The sequence below is a fragment of the Bacillus sp. BSL6 genome, from assembly GCF_052928345.1.
Window position 1 is genome coordinate 160,493 of the sequence record NZ_JAVGCW010000007.1, and the last position, 26,621, is coordinate 187,113.

Here is a 26,621-nt window from a genome sequence, read left to right on the forward strand (position 1 = left end):
ATATCGACTTACCGACAAAGATTGACAATAATTGCATCACTAAACCGTCATCTTCCAACTAGATAACGCTAACCAATTCTCCATTTCCTTATAATCGGGCATTATCTTCCCGACAAGACGCCAAAAAGAGCGATCATGATTTAAATGAACCATATGACACATTTCATGAACAACTACATAATCAATTACTTGCTGTGGTGCCATCGCTAGCTTCCAATTGAAGGTTAGTTGTAAATTCGAATCACAAGTACCCCACGTGCGACTACTATCTGTAATACGAATAGAACGTGGTTTTGTTTTAAAGTTACTTTGATGCGCTTTAATACTCTTCTCTACTAATGACTTACACTGCTTATAGTAAAATCGTTTTAAAGCTTGCTGTATTTTCTCATCTTTAAGATCTTTCACATAAATATGTAGCTTATCTCCTTCAAACACTGCATTATCTTGCGTAATATTTGTATCTTGAGAAATTTGTATCGGATACGTACTTCCTAAATACAAAAAGCCTTCTCCTTGACCATAATCCTTTTCCTGTGGTCCACGCGCTCGCTCCGCCATTTCCTTACGTGTTGTCTGAATCCAATCCCACTTCTCTTCTAACAACTGGATTAAGTATTCAACAGGTGTCCCTTTCGGCGCCTGTACTTCCACATTTCCGTAAGAATCCACAAAAAGACGCACCGATTTTTTCTTTTTATAAGTTATATGAAAATTAATTGTCTCACCTAAATAAGTATGTACCATTTCATCACCTAACGTATTATTTTACAAATGAAAAAGAGTAGGATACGAACACCCTACTCTACCTATTATATCATTTACCGCTTTAACGGAATCATTATCCTCTATACTTTACAGCTAATCCCTTAATGAAATTCCTTGCGTATCTATCGCCGCACTCTTTGTAATTTTTATGGCCTTTTTTTCTTAATAGAGCGCCTAGTTCTCCCTTAGTCACCGTAACGCCTACGCTATCTAATATATCAAGTACATCCTCACTTGTTAAAGATAGTGCTATTTTCATTTTCTTTAGAAGAAGGTTATTCGCACTTTCTTTGCTTTGTACAGGTGCCGGTTGCCCTGGTTTCGGATCTTGCTTCCCTCTTTTTAAAGTAATAAATCCATTTAAAAATGCCTCTAACATCATCATATCGCATGTTTTTACGTACTCATCTTCTTCCACATCAGGGTTTTCAGGTTCGTGCTGAGGCGCTCTCTTTATTTTTGTAAGCATATCAACTACGTCTTCTTTCGTTACTTCCATTCCGCCAAGTTTAAAAATTTCTACCATATCTATATCTTTTATATCTAAAGCATATCTTACTCTTTTTAATATATCGTTGTTGCTCATTGCCATTGGGTTTCCTCCTGAAATGTTGATTATTTTTAACTTTTTATTTGTAATACAGTTTACCGTAACTAATCTAAATAAGATTATTTTTTATTATTTTCATAATTAAATTTAACAAAAAAGGTAGTGCCTTCCGATCCTGTTTGAATTTCTATTTTTGCATTATGACGGGTAGCAATGGCATAACATACGCCTAATCCCAATCCAGTTCCATTATCTTTGGTTGTGTAAAATGGAGTCCCCAGTTTCTCTAATACTTCAGGGCTGATACCTTTCCCTTCATCCCGCACTGCAAGCACCACACAATTTTGCCCTTCCTTATAGGTGCTAATGGTTAGAGTTTTCCCTGTACTCATCGCTTCTAAGCCATTACGGTATAGGTTCATTAATAATTGCCGTATCTCATTACGATTTAAAAGTAATGCTGGAACGTCATTTGTATCGACTTGAATATATTTATTTTGATTATGCGTATCTATCTTTATTAAAGGAATAATATCGTGGATAATTGAGTTTAAATCTAACATCTGCAAATCTGATTTCTTTGTATTACCTATTGAGAGAAATTCAGTAATAATAGAATTGGCACGGTCAAGTTCTTCAACCATTAAATTAAAGTAGTTATTATGTTTCTCATAGTTATTCTCTTCTTTTAATAACTGCAAAAATCCTCGTATTGTTGTCATTGGATTTCTAATCTCATGGCTGATACCTGCTGCCATTTGCCCTATTAACTCTATGTTGGATAACCTTTTCAATTCCTGCTCATATTGCTTTTTTTCTGTTATGTTTTTACAAATACAACAAATACCATCATCATACGGATATGCAATAACTTCATGCCAATATTCATCAGAGGTAGAAAAAAATTCAAAATGAACTGTAGTTCGCTCTGACATTACACGATGAAGCTCCTTATATATAACTGTATCTACGCTACTTGGGAAGACCTCCCATATATTCTTACCTAATACGTCTTTTGCTGTTTTTCTTTGTGGGAAATGTTGATGTTTATTTACATAAGTAAATTCCCATTTATTATTCAAAGTCAAGAATCCATCCGTAATACTTTCAATCACACTTGTGACTTTTTCATTAGCAGCAGCCAGTTCTCTCGTTCGTTCTTCCACCATGCTTTCAAGTTGATCCATATATAACAAGTTTGAAAACGTAGGAGCTGTGGCATCGACGATAGATTTTGCCAGTTGAATTCGGGAATCATCGTAATTATGAGTTTTTTCCTCTTTGCCAACGACGATTACCCCTAATACTTCTCCCATTGAAACCAATGGCATCATCAGTAAACCCTTACTATCTATATGTTTTGTTCGAATAATCTCTTGAATCTTGGCTTCATAGCTTTTCTCCATCCAATCTGCTTCTATCCAATCACAGCCCGAGCTTAACTTCGTTGTCTTAATCGTTGTTTTGTCTAGCGGATCTAAAAGGTGGGCAGCCATGTTTTTACTCTCTAAAATCTGTCCTAAGTAAAAAAAGCATTTATCAAAACTCTCCTGTATTGAGGAACACATTGATAAATCACGGGTAACATTTAGTAACAGCTGCTTCTCGGCAATAAGATTTTCTTTTTGGGTTAAATTTTTTGCGTTTTGAATGGCGACCGCCGCCATGTTTACATAAGCTTCAACACTTTGAATTTCTGAATCTGTTAAGTTCATTGGAACTCCATAATCAAATAAAAAAACAAGACCAAATAACTCTTGTCCAAATGAGATAGGCAGAGCTAATAAAGACTTAATTTTGAACGCACCGACTGGTCTCGGATCCGGTCGATGATCCTTTGAGGTATCAGGAATATAGATGGTTTTTTTAGTTTCAATAACTTCTTTTGCCAGTAAGTCTACTTCAGGGTCAATTACTTGAGTATCGAGCGTTACGCCATTTATGGTCTCTGGTTTTCCTGCAAACCCTCTAAATGTTCCATCTTCTTCAGGTAAATAAATTCCAACAGCGTCACACCTAACAATCTCCTCTGATATCGCCATGGTTACACGCTGCAATACTTCACGTAGTTCTAATTTTGTATTTATTATTTTGGTTATATTCGCGAGCCTAGAATATCTCGTTTGATCACTTAACATTTGCATAGCCTCCAATTATAGGCGTAATAAAGTGCAACTTTAATAAGTGAGGGGTGATTCATCCCCCACTTATTATCAGCCTGAATCCAACCTAACCTCTTTGCACTAGCAGAATTTTGAGGTGGGAGTTTTACTGCCCGCAAATAGCGGGATAAAATAAACATGCTAATATCAGTGAAAATCAAGATCAACCTACCATTTTCTCCTGTATTCTTTTCTTACCCTTGTTTTATATAGAATACCTCACTTACTTCTGATACGGTTCACCTTACACTAATAAAATTACTACACTCCATCCCTCTAACTTTCAAAAGTTACACCGTTTCACTACCCTGTGTCTCACTAACACTCTCCTCAAACTTATCAAGCAATGCACGTACTTCATCCGTCGACTTCGTACTCATCAATTGATTTCGTAGTTCAGCAGCTCCAGGGAAGCCTTTTACATAAATTTTGAAGAAGCGATGTAGCCCTGTGATAGAGCGTGGTAATACTTCTGCATATTGATCTTGAAGATCAAGCTGTAGCCTTAAAAGATCTAGATGTTCTTTACTGCTATGCTCTCTTGGCTCTTTTTCAAAGGCAAATGGATTTTTAAAGATGCCTCGTCCGATCATAACACCATCAATACCGTATTTTTCAGCAAGTTCCAGCCCAGTTTTACGGTCAGGAATGTCTCCGTTTATCGTTAGGAGCGTATTTGGTGCAATACGATCACGTAATTTTTTAATTTCCGGAATTAGCTCCCAGTGCGCATCTACTTGGCTCATCTCTTCTCTTGTACGTAAATGAATAGAAAGGTTTGCAATATCTTGTTTGAAAATATGCGTTAACCAATCTTCCCACTCACTTAATTCTTTAAAGCCAAGTCTTGTTTTTACGCTGACAGGTAGTCCGCCTGCTTTTGCAGCTTGAATAAGTTCTGCCGCAACATCTGGACGCAAGATAAGGCCACTACCTTTTCCTCTTGATGCTACGTTCGGTACAGGACAACCCATGTTAATATCGATGCCTTTAAATCCTAGTTCTGCCATACCAATACTCATTTGACGGAAATATTCAGGATTATCTCCCCAAATATGTGCTACCATCGGTTGTTCATCTTCTGTAAAAATTAAACGGCCACGTACACTTTTCATACCTTCTGGATGACAATAGCTATCTGAGTTTGTGAACTCTGTGAAGAATACATCTGGGCGACCAGCTTCACTTACTACGTGACGGAAAACAACGTCTGTCACATCTTCCATTGGTGCAAGTACGAAAAACGGCCGTGGTAAATCACGCCAAAAATTATCTATCATTTCAAATTCAAATCCTCTCACTATGAATACAATTTCAAACTCTCAATAAACCAAAAAGCAGATGGTATAGATTTTCCTATATCAACTGCTTTTCTATTATACCAACTTAAGCCAAGCCACACACTCTACGTGAGTCGTATGTGGGAACATATCAACAGGTTGTACTTCCTGTGTTTTATATCCGCCTTCTTCTAGTACTTTTAAATCACGTGCTAATGTTGCTGGGTTACATGATACGTATACGACGCGTTTTGGTTTCATGTCGATGATTGTGTTAAGTAGTGCCTCATCACAACCTTTACGCGGTGGATCTACGACCATTGTGTCAGCGATTACGCCTTCTTTATACCATTTTGGAATAACTACTTCTGCTTCTCCTACACCAAATTCAGCGTTTATCATGTTGTTTAGTGCTGCGTTACGCTTTGCGTCTTCGATCGCTTCTGGGACGATTTCAACGCCGTACACTTTTTTCGCTTTTTGTGCTAGGAATAAGGAGATTGATCCAATTCCACAATAGGCATCAATTACTGTTTCATTGCCATCTAATTTTGCGTATTCTAACGTTTTATCGTATAACACTTTCGTTTGTTCTGGGTTTACTTGATAGAATGAACGTGCTGAAATCGCAAATTTAATATCGCCGATAAAGTCATAAATATATTCTGATCCGTACAGTACTGTCGTTTTGTCTCCGAAGATTACATTTGTACGTTTCGGGTTTACGTTTTGAACAATTGATTTTACTTCTGGGAATTTCGTAGCAATTTCTTCAATGATTGCTTTTTTGTTTGGCAGTTCTGCTGTACGAGTAATGAAGACAAGCATAATCTCCCCTGTTACTTGTCCGTAACGAGCCATTACGTGACGAAGTGTTCCTTTGTTACGCTCTTCGTTGTACGCCGAAATACCGTGTTTTTCACAAATTCGTTTTACTTCTTGAATCAATGTATCGTTTTCTTCTGCTTGAATTAAACATGATTCCATATTAATAATGTCATGCGTTCCTTGACGATAGAAACCAGCTACAAGTCCGCCTTCACGTTCTCCAATTGGTACTTGTGCTTTATTACGGTATACCCACGGATTCTTCATGCCAAGTACAGGATGAACAGGAACATCGCTTAGTCCTCCAATGCGCTGCATAACGTCACGTACTTGTTTTTCTTTCGCTTGTAATTGTCCTTCATATGTTAAATGCTGAAGCTGACAACCGCCGCACTGATTGTACACTGGGCATTCGGCATCTTTACGATATGGGCTCTCTGTATGAAGCTTCATTAAACGACCGAATGCGAAGTTTTTCTTCACTTTAATAATTTTAATTTGCGCTTCTTCACCTGGTAATCCGTTTTTAACGAAAATAGGATAGCCTTTTACTTTCGCAACACCGGCACCATCATGTGTTAAATCTTCAAATACTACATCTATAAACTCGTTTTTTTCAACTGGTGGCGTCATTTTTGTACTCATTTTCCGACCTCTCTTTTTCATAACACTGCGTTACATTTTATCATACTTATATGGTCTATTTCTATTGGAAGAAAAAAAGCTATTGACGATAGTTCTCTGTTAATGTTACGCTACTACTAATTTAATACGGACGATGTTACCTCATATATACTCGATAATATGGATCGAGAGTTTCTACCCGGCAACCTTAAATTGCTGGACTATGGGGAAAACTAATGAATATTAGCCTATGTGCAAAAAGGACTCATATTGATTAGCTTTCTCTCATAGATGAAAGTGAATCCATATGGGTCTTTTTTATTTTTATTTTTCTAAAAGGTCAGACATCTTACGTATGACATAAAACCTCTTTGTCTTATTTTTAGTAATATAACGAGCGTTTTATGTACAAACTTTATACGAACTTCTGAAAGGGGCAACTACATGCAATATGTAATGAGTATTATCGGTATTCTTGTCGTTTTAGGTTTATGTTTTGCTTTGTCAAACAACAAAAGTAAAATCAACTTCCGTGCAATTGCAATTATGATTGGTTTCCAAATTTTAATCGGTTGGTTTATGTTTGGCACAAAAATTGGTCAACAAATTATCATCTTCATTAGTAAAGTTTTCAACAAACTAATTAAACTTGGTACGACAGGCGTCGATTTTCTCTTTAATGGAATTCAAAGAGATTTTGTCTTTTTCTTAAACGTATTATTAATTATCGTATTTTTCTCAGCACTACTTTCTATCTTTAGTTATTTAGGTGTTTTACCATTCATCGTTCGCGTTGTCGGCGGTGCTATTTCAAAAGTTACTGGTTTACCACGCGTTGAATCATTCCACGCAGTAAACTCTGTATTCTTCGGTTCAAGTGAAGCTTTAATCGTTATTAAAAATGATTTACAGCATTTTAACAAAAACCGTATGTTTATCATTTGTTGTTCTGCAATGAGCTCAGTTTCTGCTTCTGTTACAGCATCATACGTAATGATGTTAGATGCAAAATATGTATTAGCAGCTCTTCCATTAAACTTATTCTCAAGCTTAATCGTTTGTTCGTTATTAACACCTGTTGATACGAAAAAAGAAGACGAAGTAGTTCAGAAATTTGACCGAACTGTATTCGGGGATAGCTTTATCGGTGCAATGATTAACGGTGCGCTTGACGGTTTAAAAGTAGCAGGTATCGTTGCCGCATTAATGATCGCTTTCATCGGTGTGATGGAAGTTGTAAACTACGTAATTAGCGCAGCTTCAGGTGCAATGGGACATGCCGTTACGTTACAACAAATCTTTGGTTACGTACTTGCTCCATTCGCATTCTTAATGGGGATTCCAGCTCAAGATATTATCCCAGCTGGCGGAATTATGGGTACGAAGATTGTATTAAACGAGTTTGTAGCAATCCTTGATTTAAAAGGTGTTGCAGCAACATTATCTCCACGTACAGTTGGAATCGTTACAGTATTCTTAATTAGCTTCGCAAGTATTAGCCAAATTGGCGCGATCGTTGGTACAATTCGTGCTCTTTCTGAAAAACAAGGAAGCGTTGTTTCTAAATTTGGTTGGAAAATGCTATTTGCATCAACACTTGCTTCTATTTTATCTGCGACAATCGCTGGATTGTTTATTTAATAAAAAATCACCTTACTCGTTGAAGTAAGGTGTTTTTTTTATCTATTGTTACTTTTCTCATTCCATACATATTCTTCAAATGCTATGATGAACAAGGGTATGTCCCCACCTCTCTTACAGTGGTGGGGATTTTAAATATAAATATGTAACATAATACACAATAGAAGGTGATTTTATGAGAAAATATGTTGCAATCGCTTTATGCACATCTGCCATTCTAGCAGGTTGTAATACTAGCAATGTAAACCAGGAACCTAAAAAAGAGAAAAAGGTTCAAGAAACTAAGAAACAAGCAGCTACTGTGCAAGAACAAGGTAAAATTTCTTATCAGTCCATTACACACGAAGCTACAAATACTACCATTCATATGACAGATATAAAAGATGCTTTAACTGAAGTACAATATAAAATTTGGCGTACTGCTGATGGAAAGGAACACACTAAATCTTTTTCTTCTAAAGAAAAGGAGAAACAGTTTACACTTCCTTTTGATATAAAAGAATTTGAAGGAAAACGTGGTGAGTTTCAAATTGAAGCAATAGGCATAAAAGAAGATGGGAAAACCATTCCACTCACAAAATCTGCTATTACTTTCGAGCAAAAGGTTCCCGTTCTTATGTACCATGCAATCGATGATTATCACGGTCAAGGTATTAAAGACTTATTCGTATCACCTGCTAACTTTGAAGCCCAAATGAAATATTTAAAGGACAATGGTTATACACTGTTAACGTTTGAACGCTGGGGCGATATAAATAAAGTAAATAAACCTATCTTTGTTACATTTGATGATGGTATGAAAAATAATATGAATGCATTTCATGTTTTACAAAAGCTAAAAGACGATACGTTTAAACCGGCGGCAACAGAATATATGATTGTTGATAACGTTGATGTAGAAGGAGCATTGTCTACTTCTGAAATAAAAGAAATGGTTGGTTCCGGCATTTTCTCGGTGCAATCTCATACTGCAACACATGCAGACTTACCGAAAATTACAAACTATGAGGAAGAGTTAAAAGGTTCAAAAGAAAAGCTAGAAAAAATAACAGGTAAGCCTGTTATCGCGATTGCTTATCCATTCGGTCATGTAGATGATAAGGTTGTTGCAGAAACGAAGAAGTATTATCAATTTGCGACGACAACAAAACCCGGAAAATTCATTACAAAAGGTGAACCCGATGAATTGTTAAAAATGAAGCGTGTTCGCATACACCATACGACGACCGTAGAACAGTTTGCTTCTTCGATTAAATAACGATGAGGGCTCAATATATTTTGAGCTCTCTTTTTACGCTATATTTATATATATTTTTTGAATTTTCTTGTATTATATATAGTAAGAAATCTTTCAAATTAAAGGAGATTATACATATGTCATTTGAACAAACGTTAGAGAAATATGCTGCCCTTGCAGTCAATGTTGGTGTTAATATTCAACCAGGACAAACATTATCAATTAGCGCACCTCTTGAAGCTGTACAATTTGTACGCCTCGTTACAGAAAAAGCATATAAATCTGGTGCAAAACACGTATATGTGGATTGGAATGATGAGACGTTAACACGCTTAAAGTTCGATCTAGCTCCTGAAGAAGCATTCGCTGAGTTCCCATCTTGGAAAGCACACGCTCGTGAAGAATTAGCAAAAGAAGGCGCTGCATTTATGTCTATTTATGCAGAAAACCCTGATCTATTAAAAGGTGTAGAACCAACGCGTATCGCAACAGCTCATAAAGTAGCTGGTGAAGCAATGAAAGTATACCGTGATTACGTACAAGCTGATAAAGTAAGCTGGTGTGTCATTTCTGTTCCTACGAAAGAATGGGCTGCGAAAGTATTCCCTGACGTTGCACCAGAAGAACAAGAAGCAAAACTATGGGATGCTATTTTCAAAGCTACTCGTGCTGATTTAGAAAATCCTGTGGAAGCATGGAAAGAACACGATAAAACATTACATACAAAAGTTGATTACTTAAACGAAAAGCATTATAAAGCTCTTCACTATACTGGTCCTGGAACAGATTTAACGATCGAACTTCCAGAAAAACATGTATGGGCTGGTGCTGGTAGCTTAAATGAAAAGAACGTACCATTTATGGCGAACATTCCAACTGAAGAAGTGTTTACAATGCCACTTAAAACAGGTGTAAATGGCCAAGTATCTAGTACAAAACCGTTAGCATTTGCAGGTAACATTATCGATAACTTCACGTTAACATTTGAAAACGGACGTATCGTAGATTATAAAGCTGAAGTTGGAGAAGAAGCTTTAAAACATTTAGTAGAAACAGATGAAGGTTCTCACTTCTTAGGCGAAGTAGCTTTAGTACCTCATGATTCACCAATTTCAAACACAAATATTTTATTCTACAACACGCTATTTGATGAAAATGCATCTTGCCACCTTGCAATCGGAAATGCTTATGCATTTAACTTAGTTGGCGGAAAAACGATGTCTAAAGAAGAACTTGCTGAAAATGGCGCAAACGCTAGTATTACACACGAAGATTTCATGATTGGATCAGCTGAGCTTGATATCGACGGCATTACAGCTGATGGCAGACATGAACCAATCTTCCGTAAAGGTAATTGGGCGTTTTAATAAAAGCAAAAGGCTATCTCCCGCAGCGGAAGATAGCCTTTTATGATGCAGATGAAACCTTAAGCCCAATTACTCCTAACACGATGAAAAGAATACAAAATGCTTGGAATAGGCTAATGTGCTCTTTAAAAAAGTACACACTAATAATCGTAATAAGTAACGTCCCAACACCAGACCAAATTGCATAAGCAATACTTAAATGAATCTTTTTTACAACGATGGCGAACACGCTGAAACAAATTCCGTAAAATACAAAAATAAGTACACTTGGAATGAGCTTTGTTAAACCGTTTGATAATTTCATCGCAATTGTTCCAGCTACTTCAAAAATAATTGTTACAAGTAATAATAGCCAATATACCATACTAGAATCTCCTTCTCTGTTACCTTATAGAGATTCTAGTATACTACTTATAGTCCTAATGAAATATATTTAATTTCTAAATATTCCTCGATACCGAAATGACCTCCTTCACGACCAATGCCACTCTCTTTAAAGCCACCGAACGGTGCTTGTGCAACTGATGGGAGGCCATCATTTAAACCGATAATACCATACTCTAGTGCTTCACTAATTTGGAATGCTTGGCTAATGTCTTTCGTGAAAATGTACGCTGCTAAACCGTATGGCGTATTGTTCGCACGTTCAATTACTTCTTCAACCGTTTTAAATTTCGCAACAGGTGCAACTGGTCCAAATGTTTCTTCATTCATACAAAGCATCGTATCATTCGCTAATCCAATTACAGTTGGTTGAATAAAGTGTCCATCTAGCTCTGTAACCTTTTGGCCACCATATAAAACTGTTCCACCTTTTTGAATAGCATCTTCAATATGTTCTTGTACTTTTGAAACTGCATTCTCATCAATAAGTGGCCCGACAGTCGTTCCGTCACCGAAACCATCTCCTACTTTCAACTTCCCTACTGCCTTTTGAAACTTCTCTGCGAATACTTCGTAAACTTCTTCCTGAACAAATACTCGGTTTGTACATATACACGTTTGTCCTGCGTTACGGAATTTCGAACCGATTACTGCCTCTACTGCTTTATCTAAGTCTGCATCATTCATAACAATAAACGGTGCGTGACCGCCTAACTCAAGTGAAACCTTTTTCATCGTTTGTGCCGCACTAGCCATTAACTCTTTCCCAATTTCCGTTGATCCTGTAAAGGACACTTTTCGAACACGCCCATCTTCCATCCACGTATCAGCAATTGCTTTCGCACTACCTGTTACAATATTTATTACGCCTTTTGGAATGTCTGCTTCATGAGCTAATTCAGCTAACTTTAACGCAGTTAACGGCGTTTGACTTGCAGGTTTTACAACCGCTGTACATCCTGCTGCAAGCGCTGGGGCTACCTTTCTCGTAATCATAGCAGCCGGGAAGTTCCACGGTGTAATAGCTGCCATAACGCCAACTGGTTGCTTCATAACTAAAATGCGCTTATTTGGATGAGAAGCAGGAATCATTTCACCATATACGCGTTTTCCTTCTTCTGCATACCATTCAACAAAGCTATTTGCATAATTTACTTCACCAAGCGCTTCTGCAAACGGCTTTCCTTGTTCTTTCGTCATAATTGCTGCAATCTCTTCTTTATTTTCATCAATCAGTGTGAACCATTTTTTTAATTTCGCTGCACGATCTGCTGCTGTTAACTTAGACCATAATTTAAAAGCTTCATGCGCAGCATCAACAGCTTGCTTTGCCTCTGTTATCCCGCCCTTTGGTACCGTCGCAAATATTTCCTTCGTTGCTGGATTATTTACTTCGATTTGTTCTTGCAATGTAATCCATTCACCATTTATATACATCGCCTTTTTCTCTACATTTACAAACGTCGCTTTTTTATCCAATATTCTCTTCCTCCTCTATAAGTTTCTTTATTTTCCTAGTGGCAGCAGATTGACTTATTTTTAAAAACTCCGCTACTTTATAACTCGATCCATATGTTTTATATGCTTTCAAAATAATATTCCGTTCTACTTCTTCTAACATTTTATAGAGACTTTGACCGGACTGTTCAACCGTTGATTCTTGCATCGCTATTGGTAAATCTTCTATCGTAACGATATCATCGGCAGTTATAACAATTCGCTCAATCACATTTTCAATCTCTCTATTATTTCCTTCCCACGGGTAACCAACAAACATTTGCAATGTACTAGGCGCTAATTTCACATTTCTACCATATTTCTCGTTAAAGTGTTGTAAATAATGATAAATAAGTGGCAAAATGTCTTCAGTTCTTTCCCGTAGTGGCGGGATTACAATGGGAATGACATTCAGACGATAATATAAATCTTTCCGAAATGTTCCTTGTTTCACCATCATACTTAAATCTCTATTTGTTGCCGCTACAATTCTAACGTCCACCTTTTTTAATTCTCTTCCGCCTATAGGGCGAAACGTTTTTTCTTGCAACACTTGCAAAAGCTTTGCTTGAGTTTCAAGCGGCATTTCGCCAATTTCATCTAAGAATAGCGTTCCTTTATGCGCTGATTCTAATAGTCCCTTTTTCCCTTCACGATTCGCACCTGTAAAGGATCCGCCTGAGTATCCAAAAAGCTCTGATTCAATTAAATTTGTCGGCAATGCCGCACAGTTAATTTCATAGAAACTTTCATTCTTCCGGTTACTCACTTCATGTAAATGACGCACCAATCGACTCTTTCCTACTCCTGTCTCACCTAAAACGAGAACCGTACTATCTACCACGGATACTTTCTTGATTGTCTCGACTATTTTTTGCATAGCGATACTTTTAAAAATAAGTCCTTCATGTTCATATGTTTCTCTTAATTCTTTTTTATATGTTTTTAACTGATTATCCATTTCTTCTACCTTTTGACGTAATTGATAGAGTTCTGTAAGATCACGAGAGTAACTAATTACTCTTCTTAAATTGCCCTCCTCATCAAAAACAGGCCTTGTACGAACGTGTAAATACTCTCCTGATTTTGTCGTCTGAACTAGTTCGATTGGCCTCTTTTTTTCAATTACTTCTAACGTTGCTGATGGGTAAAAGATACCATCTTTCTGCAATTCTTTTACATGTTTACCTACTAACTCTTTTGCAGCCAATTGATAGTGCCTTTCACATGTACTATTTACACGTACAACGATTCCCTTTTCGTCAGTCACAAAAATTTCGTCAAACGCATATTCAAATACATCTTGTAAATCCATTAACACTCGTTCCTTTTCTGCAACCATCCTAGCCACCCCTAACTTCCAATCCGTCGATTCACTTCACTACCTTTATTATAAAGTGAATTTTCTGCATTTTATATAGAGTCAGCTAGAATGTTTGCTGTTTTATTATTTAACTTTTAAACACGAGCAATATTTGCTTTCTCATAACAGACTTGCAACGATTCTTCAATGATTGTTAATCCTTCTTCCAGTTGCTCATCTGTAATCACTAATGGCATTAGCACACGAATAACATTACCGTATGTTCCTGCTGATAGTAGAAGTAAGCCACGTTTATTTGCTTCTGCGCATAAATTAGCTGTTAACGTTTTATCAGGTGCTTTCGTCTTACGATCTTGAACGAGCTCAAATGCACACATTGCTCCTAAACCGCGCACATCACCGATGCAATTATATTTATTTTTCATCTCTTCGAATCGGTTCATTACGACTTTTCCTAATTCTATCGCTCTATCATTTAAATTCTCTTTTTCTATTACATCAAGTACTGCTAATGCTGCCGCACATCCTAGCGGGCTTCCTGCATACGTTCCACCAAGTTCTCCTGGTGCAGACTCATTCATAATTTCTTTGCGCCCAATAACACCACTAATCGGTACACCAGCACCTAATGATTTAGATACCGTAATTAAATCCGGAACGACATCATAATGATCAATGGCGAAATATTTTCCTGTACGGCTAAATCCAGTTTGAATTTCATCCGCTACAAATAAGATGCCGTGTTCTGAACAAATATTGCGTACTTCTTGCACAAACTTCTTACTTGGGACGATAAATCCACCTTCCCCTTGAACAGGTTCCATTACAACGGCTGCAATCGTTTCTGGTGCTACTTCTGATACGAAGAAATTCTTAAACTCTTCAATCATAAAGTTATCGTACTGCTCTTCCGTTAATCCTTCTGGGCGGCGATATTCGTACGGGAATGGTGCTTTATAGACTTCAGGCGCAAATGGACCAAATCCAAATTTATATGGTTTTACTTTACTTGTCATTGTCATTGTCATTAATGTGCGTCCATGGAAACCTTTAGAAAATGCAATAATACCAGGTCTTTTTGTATATTTACGAGCGATTTTTACCGCATTCTCAACTGCTTCTGCACCACTATTTAAAAATAGTACTTGCTTATCAAAACTTCCTGGCGCTAATGCCGCAAGTTTTTCTGCTAATTCAATATATGGCTCATACATCATGACATTAAAGCCAGTATGAATGTATTGATCTACTTGTTTATGGAGTGCTTCTTTAACAGCTGGGTGACAATGCCCTACGTTAATTGTTCCTATTGCTCCAGCGAAATCAATGTACTGATTGCCATCAACATCAGTAACAAGAGCACCATTTGCAGATTGTACAAACGTTGGGATGCCGTTACTTACTCCTTTTGGTACTATATTTTGGCGGCGTTCTAGTAAAGACGCTGCTTTCGGTCCAGGAATTTGTTCATTTACTTTAGCAAATTTTTTTGTATTCATTACGTACCCCATCCTTTTCTTTACATTGTTTTCTCTTTTCATTGCAAAATGTATGCCAATATTCTTTTTCAGTATTCATCCTACACACCTTCTATTTCGCCATAAAAAATAAGTCTATAAAGACTCATAACGAGTCTTTATAGACTTATTTTTCTTACACATTAGACTTTCCTTTTTCCCAAGTCAACTCACCTGAATGCGAAATAAAGTCCCCAACAGATTGTACTACTAAATCAGCAAGTGGTTCTAATGTTTGACGATTCCCTGTACCAGATAGTACTCCAATTGCATAGCAATCACCATTTTTCGCTAAATATAAATCAGTCGGTGTATCCCCAACGACCGCTACTTCACATGCCTTTAAATGAAACTTCTCACAGAAGGATTCTATAATTCTTTTATCGGGTTTTTGTGCCGCAAATGTATCTGAAGCTACAACATAATCAAAAAAGGTCTCTAATTGGTACTGTTTTAAAAATAATTCTGTCGGTGCAAAATCATCAGCTGTAACAACACCTAAAATAAATCCTCTATCCTTTAAGCTTTGTAAAATTCTCGGTAAATCCGCCGTCATTTTCATATAAGAACGGTGCTCATACATAAGGGAAAATAATTTTCCACTTACCCACTCATGCATCTCCTCTTCCTTAGATAACGGAATATACTTACAAAGCTCCTTTGCAACATCAAGGCTCGTTCCTGCCGCTATTGCGCTACGAGGGTTCACAAACACCCCCTCCACGCCAATCTCTTTTAATAAAGTAGGCTGCATTGACTTTGGCAGTTCATATAAATTTATACATTCCGCCACAAGTTCTTCAGCTACTTTTATCCAAATTGAATGAAAATCCATTAAAGTCCCATCTTTATCAAATAGTATTGCTTTTACCTTCTCCATAGCACACCCTACCTCTCGTCTCTTATCTCCTCCAGTGTATCAATAAAGTATGGATATAAAATAAACGAATTGTAAAAATACCATGAAAATCAAACTAACTTCCAATTTACAATCCTTCTATATAATAAAAAGGATGCCTTTACAGGGCATCCTCTTGATGTTCAGGAACAAATAGTTCCAGACAATGATACATATTTTCGAATTCCATCGGTGCATCTCCACCATATTCACCATCTAAATTAATCATTAGTTTATCTGGTGAATGCACTTTAATTCGGTTCGCTTGTGTGTATAGTACTTTTGGATTGTTAATATGTTCACCACGCTGCGCTTGTGTTGCAGCTTTAATTAAGTCGGCAATCGAACCTTTTTTCAGCACTAATAAATCAAATAAGCCATCGTTAATCGATGCATATGGTGCTACCTTTTCAAAGCCACCCACTGAACGAGTATTCGTAATTAAAAACATCGTAATTTCTTCTTGTAGTAATTTTCCATCATACTCAATTTCAACATATGTTGGATGTAGTGATGGTAGCATTTCGATACCTTTTAAGTAATAAGCAAGTTGTCCTAATACAGTCTTTAGCTTACTTGGTACTTCATATGTTAATTCTGTAATACGACCGCCACCAGCGATGTTAATAAAATATGTATCGTTTGCTCTACCAAGGTCTAATGGCACAGTTTTTCCTTCACAAATAATATCCGCTGCCTCTTCAATAGAACGAGGTACACCGATTGCACGTGCAAAGTCATTTGTCGTTCCAACTGGAATAATTCCAAATTTCGGACGGAATTCATGACCAACTAGACCGTTTACGACTTCATTTAACGTGCCGTCACCACCAGCCGCAATAACAACATCAAATTTACGCTCTACAGCTTGCCTCGCCGCCACAGTTGCATCTCCAGGACCCGTTGTCGCATGACAAGATGCTTCATATCCAGCTTGTTCTAATTTTTGTAATACTTCCGGTAAGCTCTTCTTAAATAGCTCACGCCCAGAAGTAGGATTATAAATAATTCTTGCTCGCTTCATCATTTATTAGCACAGGAAATTTCTTTATGTATCGACAAAGAACATACCGAACTTCTATTCAGTATTCCCATGCCTACCTCCTCTCATCTTCCTATCCTTCTTTTATCTCGCTCAAACAGGCAGTAAGAACCCGATTCGTGTAGCCCATCAAAAGTAAATATTCATTTCAATGGTTTTGTTTTATTTGACAAAAAATTTATGTCCATCTATTTCCTCACAACACTTTACATATAACGAATAATAATTATCTATTATTTCATGAGATGAAAAAACCTCTATTTCTAGATTTATCATTATTCCCACCTTTTTGCAACTATCATACCATAGTTGCTATACAAACATTTTTCCACTTTTGACAGTTAATCAAACGTTTGTTTAAATAATTTTCTCTCATTTAAACAAACGTTTGATTAACCTAGAAAAACACCCATGTACGGGTGTTTTTCTGCTTAATCTTTAAAAGTTACTACTATTATCGCTTATTAATCTCTTCAAGTAAGATTTTATTAACAAGCGGTGGATTTGCTTGTCCTTTTGTAGCTTTCATAATTTGACCAACTAAGAAGCCAATTGCACGGTCTTTACCGTTTTTAAAGTCTTCGATAGATTGCTCATTATTATCAAGAATTTCTGTTACAACTTTACGAAGTGTACCCTCGTCAGAAATTTGAACAAGGCCTTTCGCTTTAACGATTTCTTCTGGGTCTCCACCTTTTTCAATTAATTCGTTAAATACTTTCTTCGCAATTTTAGAAGAAATTGTACCTTTTTCAATTAATTGAACCATTTTAGATAAACCAGCAGGCGTTAATGCAACGTCTTTTAATTCTTTTTGTTGTTTGTTTAGGTATGCAAGTACTTCACCCATTAACCAGTTTGATGTTAATTTCGCATCAGCACCGTCTGCAACAGTTGCTTCAAAGAAATCAGACATTTCTTTCGTTAATGTTAATACGTGTGCATCATAAGCTGGTAAGCCTAATTCTGCAACGTAGCGAGCTTTACGTGCATCTGGAAGTTCTGGAATAGAAGCACGAACTGCTTCTTTCCACTCATCGTCGATGTAAAGTTCAACTAAGTCTGGCTCTGGGAAGTAACGGTAATCATCAGATCCTTCTTTCACACGCATTAAGATTGTTTTCTTCGTTGCTTCATCATAACGACGTGTTTCTTGTTGGATGATACCACCAGATAATAATTCTTTTTCTTGGCGAGCTTGCTCAAACTCAAGACCTTTTTGTACGTAAGTGAAAGAGTTTAAGTTTTTCAGTTCCGCTTTTGTACCGAACTTCTCTTGTCCAACTGGACGAAGGGAAATGTTCGCATCACAACGCAAGGAACCTTCTTCCATCTTACAATCAGATACGCCTGTATATTGAATAATTGATTTTAACTTCTCTAAGTATGCATATGCTTCTTCTGGCGTACGCATATCTGGCTCAGATACGATCTCGATTAAAGGCATACCTTGACGGTTGTAATCTACTAATGAACCATCAGCTGTATGCGTTGATTTACCAGCATCTTCTTCTAAATGAAGACGTGTAATACCGATACGTTTCTTTTTGCCGTCTACTTCAATTTCAATCCAACCATTTTCACCAATTGGCTTATCGAATTGAGAAATTTGGTAAGCTTTCGGATTATCTGGATAGAAATAGTTTTTACGGTCAAACTTCGTTTCCGTTGCGATTTCACAGTTTAATGCCATTGCAGCTTTCATTGCAAAGTTAACTGCTTCTTTATTTAAAGTAGGAAGTACCCCTGGGTATCCTAAGTCAATTACACTTGTTTGTGTATTTGGTTCCGCTCCGAATTCTGTTGGACTCGCAGAGAAAATTTTCGAATTCGTTTTTAACTCAACGTGAACCTCTAAACCAATAATTGTTTCTAAATTCATCTATGCTCGCCTCCTTACAGACTTGCTTTTTTTGTATGATGGTCTGTTGCTTGCTCAAACGCATGTGCAACGCGGTAAATTGTCGCTTCATCGAAGTGTTTACCAATAATTTGTAAACCAAGTGGCATGTTGTTAGCACCGAATCCACATGGAACAGAAATCGCTGGAACGCCTGCTAAGTTTACTGGGATTGTTAAAATGTCATTTGCATACATTGTCATTGGATCATCAACTTTTTCGCCCACTTTAAATGCCGGAGTTGGCGTTGTTGGTCCAATAATAACATCGTAGTTAGCAAATACATTTTCAAAGTCGTTTTTAATTAATGTACGTACTTGTTGTGCTTTTTTGTAATATGCATCATAGTAACCAGAGCTAAGAGCAAATGTACCAAGCATAATACGACGTTTTACTTCATCACCGAAGCCTTCGCTACGTGTGTTTTTGTAAAGATCCATTAAGTTATTCACATTATCAGAACGAACACCATAACGTACGCCATCAAAGCGTGAAAGGTTAGCTGATGCTTCAGAAGAAGATAATAAGTAATACGTTGCTAGAGCGTATTTAGAGTGCGGAAGAGATACTTCCTCCCAAGTTGCGCCCATACCTTCTAATACTTTTAAAGCAGCTAGTACTGACTCACGAGCTTCTTCGCCAACACCTTCTCCTAAGTATTCTTTCGGTACAGCAATACGTAAACCTTTAACGTCGCCTGTTAAACCAGCTAAGTAGTTTCCTACTTCAACGTTTGCAGAAGTTGCATCCATACGGTCAAGACCTGAAATAGCTTGTAATAAGTATGCATTATCTTCTACTGTACGTGTAATCGGTCCGATTTGGTCCAGTGAAGATGCGAATGCAACTAATCCGTAACGAGATACACGTCCGTAAGTTGGTTTTAAACCTACAACGCCGCAATATGCAGCTGGCTGACGGATAGAACCACCTGTATCAGAACCTAGAGAGAATAATACTTCTCCTGCTGCTACAGCTGCTGCAGAACCACCACTAGATCCGCCTGGAACGTAATCTAAGTTCCATGGATTTTTCGTAGCGTAGAAACCTGAGTTTTCATTTGAAGAACCCATTGCGAACTCGTCCATGTTTAATTTACCGATTGTAATTGTGTCAGCAGCTTTTAGTTTTTGCACAACTGTCGCATCATAAATTGGATCGAAGTTTGCTAACATTTTGCTTGCACAAGTCGTACGAAGACCGTTAGTTACAATGTTATCTTTTACACCAATTGGCATACCGAATAATAAACCATTATCTTCAGCGCCGATTTTTGCATCTAATTCTTTCGCTTTTGCGCGTGCGTTTTCTTCATCTAATGTAAGAAAAGCTTTTACGTTATCTTCAACATCCGCAATACGTTTGTAAGATTCTTCTACTAAATCCGTAACGGAAATTTCTTTGTTGTTTAATTTCTTATGTAACTCTGATACTGAATGATCAAATAATGACATCGAAATTCCCCTCCTCTATTCTAATACTGCTGGAACACGGATTTGATTATCTTTGTGATCCGGTGCATTTTTTAATACTTCTTCAACTGGTAAACCTTTTTCTGGTACATCTTCACGCATAACATTTTTCATAGTTAATACATGAGTTGTTGGTTTTACATCTGTTGTATCTAATTCATTTAACTGTTCTGCAAATGTAACAATTGCATCTAGTTGTTTTTGAAATTTTTCTGCTTCTTGATCAGTAATTGCAAGACGTGCTAAATGTGCTACGTGCTTTACATTCTCAACGGAAATTCTTGACACGGCTAGGCCACCTCCATAATATATCGTTCAATCTACAATACTATTGATGATACCAAATTTTCAGTACTTCAAGCAAGTCAACACAGAGTACTTACGCCATTTTTACATAAAAAAAGAAAGGCAAATGCCTTTCTTTACAATTTACTCTTTATCTAACGGTTTATTTTTCGGAAATCTCTCGTTATCTTCTTCATTATCACGAATTGTTTTTTGTAATACAAAACAAGACATCGTTAAAAATAATGTTCCAATTAAATAGTATCCTTTTACACTAAGCGTTTCATCTAGCGTATAAATACCAATTAGCATACCTGAAAGCGCACAAACAAATGAAGTCCATGCTAAAAACGTGAACGCTTGCGTATTACGTCTTCTCATCGTTCTCCCCCTCGTTAGCAGTACATCCATTATAGATAATTATATTTACCATGATGGATTTTTATGTAAATTCTAGTTTTATATTTATAAATCTATCATAAAAGAATACTATTTTAAAGAAAGTTTTCTGCCTAATCTGAAAAAACAATTAAAATCATTGACAATTATTTCTATTCTACATAAAATAAAAATAAATATTACGAACCTCGAAATATACGGGAGTGGAATTAATTGTTGCAATACGAACATTTTTTAGACTTACTGCTAGATAACGCCAAGAAACTTTTCTATCCTGAAGAATGGGTAAGCTTAGATTTAACACTTTCTAAAACTGAAGTATTTTGTTTACTTTGGATGGAGCGAAATACAGATATTACAATGACAAAAATCGCTGACCTTCTTGATATACCGATGAGTACAACGACAGGTGTTGTAAATCGTCTTGTAAAAAAGGGATATATTGAAAGATACCGTGACGAAAACGACCGACGCATTGTATTAATTCGTTTAACAGAAAACGGCGTATTGCTCGTTCAAGAAGTAAAACAAAATGCAGCCCATTACTTTAGCTTAGTAACAGAAGCATTATCGGAAGAAGAAAAAGCATTTTTACTACAAATCTTCCAAAAGATTATGAATCACATTGCTACGTCACAACAAAAAACAGAAGAAAAGGTTTCAACACCTAAAATGAAAAACATTCCGATTGAATAAAACCCTAGCTGGGTTTTTATTCAATCGTTTATTTCGCCACTCGTAATATTCGATACTCGAAACAAGGGGGATATGAATGATGAGAATTATTTTGTATACAGGTAAAGGCGGCGTAGGAAAAACTAGCATTTCAGCGGCAACAGCAATTCAAAGTGCGAAACAAGGATTAAAAACTTTAGTAATGAGCACAGATCCTGCTCATAGTTTAGGAGATTCATTTGGTATAAAGCTATCTTCTGAGCCATTAGAAGTTCGTAAAAATTTGTGGGCACAAGAAATTAATACGATTTATGAGATGGAAAAAGGCTGGGGAAAATTACAGAAATATATTACACTACTCTTCACTTCCAAAGCAGCCGATGATATTACAACAGAAGAGTTAACGATGTTTCCTGGTATGGAAGATTTAATTAGCTTACTTCGCGTGCTCGATTATTATAAACAAAACACATATGACGTTATTATCATTGATTGTGCTCCAACAGGAGAAACATTAGCAATGCTCAGCTTTCCAGATATGCTCGGCTGGTGGATGGAAAAACTCTTTCCTATTAAAAGAAAAGTTTTAAAAGTTGTTCGCCCTGTAGCTCAACCACTTCTTGGTGTCCCCCTTCCAACCGATGATATTATGGACGAATTAACAAATACACTTGAACAGCTCGGAGAAATGAGAGATATTTTATCAAACCGAGACGTAACGAGTATCCGCATCGTTGTAAATCCCGAAAAAATGGTCATTAAAGAAGCACAGCGCAGCTTTACGTATTTAAATCTATACGATTATAACGTAGATGCCATTATGATCAATCGTGTCATTCCTAACACTGTCACCGATCCTTATTTTCAAGCATGGAAAGATACCCAAAAGAAATATAAAACATTAATTCAAGATAGTTTTGATCCACTTCCTATTTACGAAGCTCCAATGTTTGAACAAGAAGTTATTGGTTTACCTATGTTAGAACGTGTAGGAGATGCTTTATTTAAAAAAGATTATTGTCCTACTGAAGTAAAATTTAACGGCCGCACACAATATGTAAAAAAAGATGGCGATGAATATATTTTCGTTCTGTCCATTCCCTTCTCAAATAAAAGTGAGCTCACATTAAATCAAAAAGGTGATGAGCTTATCATTCGCGCAGGTTCTGTTAAACGGAACATCACATTACCAAAAACATTAACGCACCTTTCTATTCAAGGAGCTAAGTTTGAAGAGGACGTACTAAACATTCGGTTTGGAGGTGTCGTGCATGCATGAAGAACTACTAAGGAAGGTAATCCGTACAAAAATAAAAGTTGGTATGCATATATTAGAAGAGTTACCTGCTCCAATCCAGCAATCAGCTAAGCAAATACTAAATATTTTACAAGAGGAACTATCTTCTTATGCTACCGAACAACCACAACATAATAGCAATTTAAAAAGTATTGTAATTGAATAATTATATCCTTGTAGAAGGCCTTTTCCTATAGGCTTTCTACCCCTTTATTGGAGCTGATGTAAATTGATAAAAACATTTTCTGTAAGACACTTTACTCCTCTTACAATCTGGCTAATTCCCTTTTTATTTTTCATTCATAACCTTGAAGAATCTTTCGAAATGCCACAATATCTTGCTAATCAATTTTCGATTACTTTTATAACTAGCCAACACTTTTTCATTGCGATTTCTGTATTAACTCTCTTTGTCTTAGTTATCGTCTTTCTATATCAACTGAATTTCTTGTCTTCTATATACTGGATTATTTTTATACAAGGGGCTATCTTCTTCAACTCTGTTCAACATATTATTTTGTTTTTTATTTATCGTTCCTATAATCCTGGCGTAATATCCGCAGTTTTCATTGTTATCTTTTCTATTTTCTTTTTTTCATCCCAAAAACACTTAATTCATAAAAAGCAATTCGTAATTACACTCGTGTTCAGCTTATTTTCTTATCCCATTATCATTTGGATTACCTTACTACTCGCTAGCCGCTTTCAGTAATAAAAAAAGACCAGGAAAACTCCCGGTCTATTACTCTACTTAACAAACATTGGATTCTATATTATACAGAATTGGAAGGTACAGAATTAGGGTTTGTTTTGTTTGTTAAGTAGATTATATGTTGAACGAACTAACAGCGGAGGGGTTCCTTCTGTTAGTCCATTAAACCCAATCATTATTTTACGATTTTTTCAAGCTCATCAAGTGAAAGATTTACTGAAATGGAACCATCATTTGTTTCTTTCTTAATTGCATCTATCACTTCTTTTGAATGATATAGTTCAATTACTTTTTTCAGTGTTGGATCATCTTTATCTTTCGTACGAGCTGCGAAAATATTAATATATGGCTTCGCATTTTCATTCTTTGGATCTTCTAAGAAAATTGGATCCTTCGCTGGATCTAATCCAGCTTGACCAGCAACACCGTTATTAATAACTGAAGCTGCTACATCTTTTAATACACGAGGTGTTTGCTGTGCGATAACCGGTGTAATTTTTAACTTCTTCGGATTTTCAGCAATGCCACTTGGATCTCCAAATAGACCAAAGTCTTTTTTAAGCTTTAATAACCCAGCTGCATCAAGAAGTTTTAATGCACGTGCTTGGTTCGTTGGATCATTTGGAATCGCAATTTCTGAACCATCTGGAATTTCATTTGCTTTCTTATGTTTTTCAGAGTATAAACCCATTGGTGCAATTTGCGTTGTACCAACAGCTGTAATATCTAGCTTATGCTCCTTTTTAAATTGCTCTAAGAATGCAATATGCTGGAATGAATTTAATTCAATATCTCCATCAGCTAACGCTTTATTTGGCGTTGTGTAATCAGAGAACTCAACCAGTTTAACTTTAATTCCTTCTTTTTCAGCTTTTTCCTTTACAATTTCCCAAGCGTTTCCATCCGTTCCAGTTACACCAATGCGAACTGTTTTCTCTTTTATTCCTGCATCCGAGCAGCCACTTAACGCCGAAATTCCTACAATTGCTGATAATGCAAATGCTAAAATCTTCTTCATTCTCTTTTCCCCCTCTTCCTTTTTATGATCTGCGTAAAAAGACTTTCGCAAAGTAGTTTCCTAAGTTTTGAGCTAATTGTACGAGAATTATAAGTAAAACGACCGTTACGAACATAACTGATGTATCAAAACGTTGATAACCATATGTCATTGCTAAATCACCAAGACCGCCACCACCGACAAGCCCAGCAACTGCAGAAAATTCAATTAAACCAACTGTCATAAATGTAACACCTAAAATTAATGGTGCTAACGCTTCTGGTACAAGGATTTCAAAAACAATTCTAATTGGTGAAGCACCCATCGCTTGCGCTGCTTCAATTACCCCTTTCGGAACAGAAACAAGATTTGTTTCAACCATTCTAGCGATACCAATTGATGCAACTAACGTCATTGGAAAAATTGCTGCTGCTGTTCCAATTGTCGTTCCGATAACACTTCTTGTTAACGGGCTTAAAGCTACTAAGAAGATAATGAATGGAATCGGACGAATTGTATTAATAATGATATTAAGAATAGAAAAGACCCATTTATTTTCTAAAAAGTTTCCTTTTCTCGTTACATATAAAAGTAAACCTAGAGGTATACCAAGAATTGTAGCGAATATAAGGGTTACAATTACCATTAAGAGGGTATCCCCCGTCGCATCTAGTATGCGCGGCCAAAATATACTCCAATCAACTCGCATGAGCTTCTACCTCCTTCAGCTGCACTTGCAGTCTTAGATGTTGTAATGCTTTTTGAATTTCCCTCTGTTCACCTTGCAATTCTACAAGAAGATTTCCAAATAGCACATTTTGAAGTTCAATAATATTTCCGTACAGTACATTTACATCCACATTATAGTTTTTTGCGATATATGATAGTACCGGCTGTCCTGTTTCCTCACCAGTAAATGTTAGGCGATAAATCTGACCACCATTTTGAATTTTCGCTAAAACACTTTCCGGTAAATGATCATTAATAACAGAACGTACAAAGTTTTGAGTCGTCTTTGTTTTCGGTTGTGTGAAAACATCAAACAGTTTTCCTTCTTCAATAACTTTTCCTTTTTCCATTACAGCTACACGGTGACAAATTTCTTTCACGACATGCATTTCATGTGTAATAAGAAGAATTGTTAAATTGTATTCTCGATTTACTTTCTTTAATAAGTTTAGAATTTCTGTCGTTGTTTCTGGATCTAAAGCTGATGTTGCCTCATCACATATAAGAATATCTGGTGATGTTGCAAGTGCTCTAGCAATACCTACACGCTGCTTTTGTCCGCCTGATAGCTGCTCTGGGTAATTGTTTGCCTTATCTTCTAACCCTACAAACTTCAGCAATTCATTTACTCTTTCTTTTATCTCATTCTTTGGTACTTTTGCTAACCTTAATGGATAAGCAATATTCCCAAACACTGTTCTTGAATTAAATAAATTAAAGCTTTGAAAAATCATCCCGATTCTTTGTCTTAGCTTCCGTAATTCTTTCGTCGATAATGATGTAATCTCTTTATCATCTATTGAAATCGTTCCTGCCGTTGGTCTCTCTAACATGTTTACTAGGCGTAATAATGTACTCTTTCCAGCGCCACTAAAACCAATAATGCCAAAAATTTCGCCTTTCTCAACTGATAACGTTACATCCTCCACCGCATGAACAGATTGCCCACCTGATTCATATACTTTACTTACATTATTAAAAGAAATCATTTTTTCCCCTCCTATATGCTGTAAAAACTTGAAGTAGAGCTCTCGAG

The 26,621-nt window shown here is 36.5% G+C and carries 25 protein-coding genes and 1 riboswitch; of the genes, 7 read left to right on the forward strand and 18 right to left on the reverse strand.

The window, feature by feature from the left end:
• Positions 1–39: 39 nt before the first annotated feature.
• From RCJ96_RS21690 to rlmD, 5 genes are all read right to left on the reverse strand, one after another.
• Positions 40–747: a M48 family metallopeptidase gene (locus RCJ96_RS21690; protein WP_074606173.1), complete on the reverse strand. Its 708-nt coding sequence runs from the start codon at positions 745–747 to the stop codon at positions 40–42.
• 94 nt (positions 748–841) lie between these two features.
• Positions 842–1,360 (reverse strand): DUF1456 family protein, encoded by a 519-nt coding sequence (locus RCJ96_RS21695; RefSeq protein ID WP_001251709.1) that lies wholly within the window; start codon positions 1,358–1,360, stop codon positions 842–844.
• 77 nt (positions 1,361–1,437) lie between these two features.
• Positions 1,438–3,456 carry a GAF domain-containing sensor histidine kinase gene (locus tag RCJ96_RS21700; protein WP_074541518.1) on the reverse strand — a complete coding sequence of 673 codons (2,019 nt, stop codon included), beginning with the start codon at positions 3,454–3,456 and terminating at the stop codon, positions 1,438–1,440.
• 314 nt (positions 3,457–3,770) lie between these two features.
• Positions 3,771–4,760: a tRNA dihydrouridine synthase gene (locus RCJ96_RS21705; RefSeq protein ID WP_000566687.1), complete on the reverse strand. Its 990-nt coding sequence runs from the start codon at positions 4,758–4,760 to the stop codon at positions 3,771–3,773.
• A 96-nt stretch (positions 4,761–4,856) separates the two neighbouring features.
• Positions 4,857–6,233: a 23S rRNA (uracil(1939)-C(5))-methyltransferase RlmD gene (gene rlmD, locus RCJ96_RS21710; protein ID WP_074606171.1), complete on the reverse strand. Its 1,377-nt coding sequence runs from the start codon at positions 6,231–6,233 to the stop codon at positions 4,857–4,859.
• A 121-nt stretch (positions 6,234–6,354) separates the two neighbouring features.
• A riboswitch (purine riboswitch) is annotated at positions 6,355–6,456 on the forward strand.
• 200 nt (positions 6,457–6,656) lie between these two features.
• On the opposite strand from rlmD, the gene RCJ96_RS21715 reads away from it, so the two are divergent.
• From RCJ96_RS21715 to RCJ96_RS21725, 3 genes are all read left to right on the forward strand, one after another.
• Entirely contained in the window at positions 6,657–7,853 is a 1,197-nt protein-coding gene (locus RCJ96_RS21715) for a NupC/NupG family nucleoside CNT transporter (protein WP_074606169.1), read from the forward strand.
• 175 nt (positions 7,854–8,028) lie between these two features.
• A complete protein-coding gene (locus RCJ96_RS21720; RefSeq protein ID WP_270795311.1) occupies positions 8,029–9,111 on the forward strand; it encodes a polysaccharide deacetylase family protein in 1,083 nt (360 codons plus the stop codon).
• A 116-nt stretch (positions 9,112–9,227) separates the two neighbouring features.
• Positions 9,228–10,457 carry an aminopeptidase gene (locus RCJ96_RS21725; protein WP_000007360.1) on the forward strand — a complete coding sequence of 410 codons (1,230 nt, stop codon included), beginning with the start codon at positions 9,228–9,230 and terminating at the stop codon, positions 10,455–10,457.
• Between the two features lie 40 nt (positions 10,458–10,497).
• Here RCJ96_RS21725 and RCJ96_RS21730 read toward each other — a convergent pair whose 3' ends face one another.
• The 10 genes from RCJ96_RS21730 to RCJ96_RS21775 form a co-directional block, all read right to left on the reverse strand.
• Positions 10,498–10,821, reverse strand: a complete 324-nt coding sequence (locus tag RCJ96_RS21730) for a DMT family transporter (protein WP_000263254.1) — start codon at positions 10,819–10,821, stop codon at positions 10,498–10,500.
• 47 nt (positions 10,822–10,868) lie between these two features.
• Positions 10,869–12,320 (reverse strand): NADP-dependent succinate-semialdehyde dehydrogenase, encoded by a 1,452-nt coding sequence (gabD, locus tag RCJ96_RS21735; RefSeq protein ID WP_416504456.1) that lies wholly within the window; start codon positions 12,318–12,320, stop codon positions 10,869–10,871.
• On the reverse strand, positions 12,313–13,680 hold the full coding sequence (locus RCJ96_RS21740; RefSeq protein WP_000225164.1) for a sigma-54 interaction domain-containing protein: 1,368 nt from the start codon (positions 13,678–13,680) through the stop codon (positions 12,313–12,315). Before RCJ96_RS21740 ends, gabD begins: the two co-directional genes overlap by 8 nt.
• Before the next feature lie 116 nt (positions 13,681–13,796).
• A complete protein-coding gene (gene gabT, locus RCJ96_RS21745; protein WP_014481549.1) occupies positions 13,797–15,161 on the reverse strand; it encodes a 4-aminobutyrate--2-oxoglutarate transaminase in 1,365 nt (454 codons plus the stop codon).
• Positions 15,162–15,315: 154 nt separating this feature from the next.
• A complete protein-coding gene (locus RCJ96_RS21750; RefSeq protein WP_074607768.1) occupies positions 15,316–16,059 on the reverse strand; it encodes an HAD family hydrolase in 744 nt (247 codons plus the stop codon).
• 139 nt (positions 16,060–16,198) lie between these two features.
• Positions 16,199–17,104: a diacylglycerol kinase gene (locus RCJ96_RS21755; RefSeq protein WP_000977677.1), complete on the reverse strand. Its 906-nt coding sequence runs from the start codon at positions 17,102–17,104 to the stop codon at positions 16,199–16,201.
• 469 nt (positions 17,105–17,573) lie between these two features.
• Positions 17,574–19,001 (reverse strand): Asp-tRNA(Asn)/Glu-tRNA(Gln) amidotransferase subunit GatB, encoded by a 1,428-nt coding sequence (gene gatB, locus RCJ96_RS21760; protein ID WP_001047674.1) that lies wholly within the window; start codon positions 18,999–19,001, stop codon positions 17,574–17,576.
• A 14-nt stretch (positions 19,002–19,015) separates the two neighbouring features.
• Entirely contained in the window at positions 19,016–20,473 is a 1,458-nt protein-coding gene (gene gatA, locus RCJ96_RS21765; protein WP_000051445.1) for an Asp-tRNA(Asn)/Glu-tRNA(Gln) amidotransferase subunit GatA, read from the reverse strand.
• Between the two features lie 15 nt (positions 20,474–20,488).
• Complete coding sequence (gene gatC, locus RCJ96_RS21770) at positions 20,489–20,779, reverse strand: Asp-tRNA(Asn)/Glu-tRNA(Gln) amidotransferase subunit GatC (RefSeq protein WP_000086999.1); 291 nt, start codon at positions 20,777–20,779, stop codon at positions 20,489–20,491.
• 141 nt (positions 20,780–20,920) lie between these two features.
• Positions 20,921–21,157, reverse strand: a complete 237-nt coding sequence (locus RCJ96_RS21775; protein ID WP_001254393.1) for a YiaA/YiaB family inner membrane protein — start codon at positions 21,155–21,157, stop codon at positions 20,921–20,923.
• 231 nt (positions 21,158–21,388) lie between these two features.
• Between RCJ96_RS21775 and RCJ96_RS21780 the strand changes: the two genes are divergently transcribed.
• From RCJ96_RS21780 to RCJ96_RS21795, 4 genes are all read left to right on the forward strand, one after another.
• Complete coding sequence (locus RCJ96_RS21780) at positions 21,389–21,871, forward strand: MarR family winged helix-turn-helix transcriptional regulator (RefSeq protein WP_144533216.1); 483 nt, start codon at positions 21,389–21,391, stop codon at positions 21,869–21,871.
• Positions 21,872–21,947: 76 nt separating this feature from the next.
• Positions 21,948–23,129 (forward strand): ArsA family ATPase, encoded by a 1,182-nt coding sequence (locus RCJ96_RS21785; protein ID WP_074607764.1) that lies wholly within the window; start codon positions 21,948–21,950, stop codon positions 23,127–23,129.
• A complete protein-coding gene (locus tag RCJ96_RS21790) occupies positions 23,122–23,313 on the forward strand; it encodes a DUF3926 domain-containing protein (RefSeq protein ID WP_074607763.1) in 192 nt (63 codons plus the stop codon). The genes RCJ96_RS21785 and RCJ96_RS21790 overlap by 8 nt, the downstream gene beginning before the upstream one ends.
• A gap of 63 nt (positions 23,314–23,376) precedes the next feature.
• Complete coding sequence (locus RCJ96_RS21795) at positions 23,377–23,859, forward strand: HXXEE domain-containing protein (protein WP_041184811.1); 483 nt, start codon at positions 23,377–23,379, stop codon at positions 23,857–23,859.
• Between the two features lie 175 nt (positions 23,860–24,034).
• Here RCJ96_RS21795 and RCJ96_RS21800 read toward each other — a convergent pair whose 3' ends face one another.
• From RCJ96_RS21800 to RCJ96_RS21810, 3 genes are read right to left on the reverse strand one after another with little or no spacing between them, the layout of a single operon-like run.
• Positions 24,035–24,877: a MetQ/NlpA family ABC transporter substrate-binding protein gene (locus RCJ96_RS21800; RefSeq protein WP_416504455.1), complete on the reverse strand. Its 843-nt coding sequence runs from the start codon at positions 24,875–24,877 to the stop codon at positions 24,035–24,037.
• A gap of 22 nt (positions 24,878–24,899) precedes the next feature.
• Positions 24,900–25,565, reverse strand: a complete 666-nt coding sequence (locus tag RCJ96_RS21805) for a methionine ABC transporter permease (protein WP_001261859.1) — start codon at positions 25,563–25,565, stop codon at positions 24,900–24,902.
• Positions 25,555–26,574 (reverse strand): methionine ABC transporter ATP-binding protein, encoded by a 1,020-nt coding sequence (locus RCJ96_RS21810; protein ID WP_000622989.1) that lies wholly within the window; start codon positions 26,572–26,574, stop codon positions 25,555–25,557. Before RCJ96_RS21810 ends, RCJ96_RS21805 begins: the two co-directional genes overlap by 11 nt.
• Positions 26,575–26,621 lie beyond the last annotated feature (47 nt).

Excerpts from the sequence above, each read along its gene's own strand:
- RCJ96_RS21690 (WP_074606173.1), bottom strand. The coding sequence starts at position 747 with ATGGTACATACTTATTTAGGTGAGACAATTAATTTTCATATAACTTAT.
- RCJ96_RS21695 (WP_001251709.1), bottom strand. The coding sequence starts at position 1,360 with ATGGCAATGAGCAACAACGATATATTAAAAAGAGTAAGATATGCTTTA.
- RCJ96_RS21700 (WP_074541518.1), bottom strand. The coding sequence starts at position 3,456 with ATGTTAAGTGATCAAACGAGATATTCTAGGCTCGCGAATATAACCAAA.
- RCJ96_RS21705 (WP_000566687.1), bottom strand. The coding sequence starts at position 4,760 with ATGATAGATAATTTTTGGCGTGATTTACCACGGCCGTTTTTCGTACTT.
- rlmD (WP_074606171.1), bottom strand. The coding sequence starts at position 6,233 with ATGAGTACAAAAATGACGCCACCAGTTGAAAAAAACGAGTTTATAGAT.
- RCJ96_RS21715 (WP_074606169.1), top strand. The coding sequence starts at position 6,657 with ATGCAATATGTAATGAGTATTATCGGTATTCTTGTCGTTTTAGGTTTA.
- RCJ96_RS21720 (WP_270795311.1), top strand. The coding sequence starts at position 8,029 with ATGAGAAAATATGTTGCAATCGCTTTATGCACATCTGCCATTCTAGCA.
- RCJ96_RS21725 (WP_000007360.1), top strand. The coding sequence starts at position 9,228 with ATGTCATTTGAACAAACGTTAGAGAAATATGCTGCCCTTGCAGTCAAT.
- RCJ96_RS21730 (WP_000263254.1), bottom strand. The coding sequence starts at position 10,821 with ATGGTATATTGGCTATTATTACTTGTAACAATTATTTTTGAAGTAGCT.
- RCJ96_RS21740 (WP_000225164.1), bottom strand. The coding sequence starts at position 13,680 with ATGGTTGCAGAAAAGGAACGAGTGTTAATGGATTTACAAGATGTATTT.
- gabT (WP_014481549.1), bottom strand. The coding sequence starts at position 15,161 with ATGAATACAAAAAAATTTGCTAAAGTAAATGAACAAATTCCTGGACCG.
- RCJ96_RS21750 (WP_074607768.1), bottom strand. The coding sequence starts at position 16,059 with ATGGAGAAGGTAAAAGCAATACTATTTGATAAAGATGGGACTTTAATG.
- RCJ96_RS21755 (WP_000977677.1), bottom strand. The coding sequence starts at position 17,104 with ATGATGAAGCGAGCAAGAATTATTTATAATCCTACTTCTGGGCGTGAG.
- gatB (WP_001047674.1), bottom strand. The coding sequence starts at position 19,001 with ATGAATTTAGAAACAATTATTGGTTTAGAGGTTCACGTTGAGTTAAAA.
- gatA (WP_000051445.1), bottom strand. The coding sequence starts at position 20,473 with ATGTCATTATTTGATCATTCAGTATCAGAGTTACATAAGAAATTAAAC.
- RCJ96_RS21775 (WP_001254393.1), bottom strand. The coding sequence starts at position 21,157 with ATGAGAAGACGTAATACGCAAGCGTTCACGTTTTTAGCATGGACTTCA.
- RCJ96_RS21785 (WP_074607764.1), top strand. The coding sequence starts at position 21,948 with ATGATGAGAATTATTTTGTATACAGGTAAAGGCGGCGTAGGAAAAACT.
- RCJ96_RS21790 (WP_074607763.1), top strand. The coding sequence starts at position 23,122 with ATGCATGAAGAACTACTAAGGAAGGTAATCCGTACAAAAATAAAAGTT.
- RCJ96_RS21800 (WP_416504455.1), bottom strand. The coding sequence starts at position 24,877 with ATGAAGAAGATTTTAGCATTTGCATTATCAGCAATTGTAGGAATTTCG.
- RCJ96_RS21805 (WP_001261859.1), bottom strand. The coding sequence starts at position 25,565 with ATGCGAGTTGATTGGAGTATATTTTGGCCGCGCATACTAGATGCGACG.
- RCJ96_RS21810 (WP_000622989.1), bottom strand. The coding sequence starts at position 26,574 with ATGATTTCTTTTAATAATGTAAGTAAAGTATATGAATCAGGTGGGCAA.